Genomic DNA, 228 nt, shown 5'->3' with positions numbered 1-228 from the left:
ATCCAGCAGGTTCGCCTGGCCGGCGACGGCACGGATAGTTCCGGTGGCATCAAATACTGCCGTCATCACCAGCGCCAGAACGCTTGGCAGGACTACAGGATTCAGCGCGCCCATAATGTCCAGGCTGCCAATCAGTGAATTGCCGTTTTCATCGCTCAATGAAGGCATGGCGAAAACGCCGGAGAAATGGACGTTAGGATCGAAGATCAAACCGACAATTGAGATACC

1 protein-coding gene is annotated in these 228 nt (G+C 54.4%); it reads right to left on the bottom strand.

Translation table 11 applies throughout. From position 1 onward, the window contains the following. Positions 1 to 228, bottom strand: a 228-nt coding sequence (locus QP548_RS16955; RefSeq protein ID WP_284905672.1) for a solute carrier family 23 protein, incomplete at both ends; no start/stop codon positions are given.

The sequence above is a fragment of the Clostridium sp. UMB9555A genome (genome assembly GCF_030222355.1).
In the GTDB taxonomy this organism is placed as follows: domain Bacteria; phylum Bacillota; class Clostridia; order Clostridiales; family Clostridiaceae; genus Sarcina; species Sarcina perfringens.
This window is presented reverse-complemented; position numbering and strand designations above follow the sequence as displayed.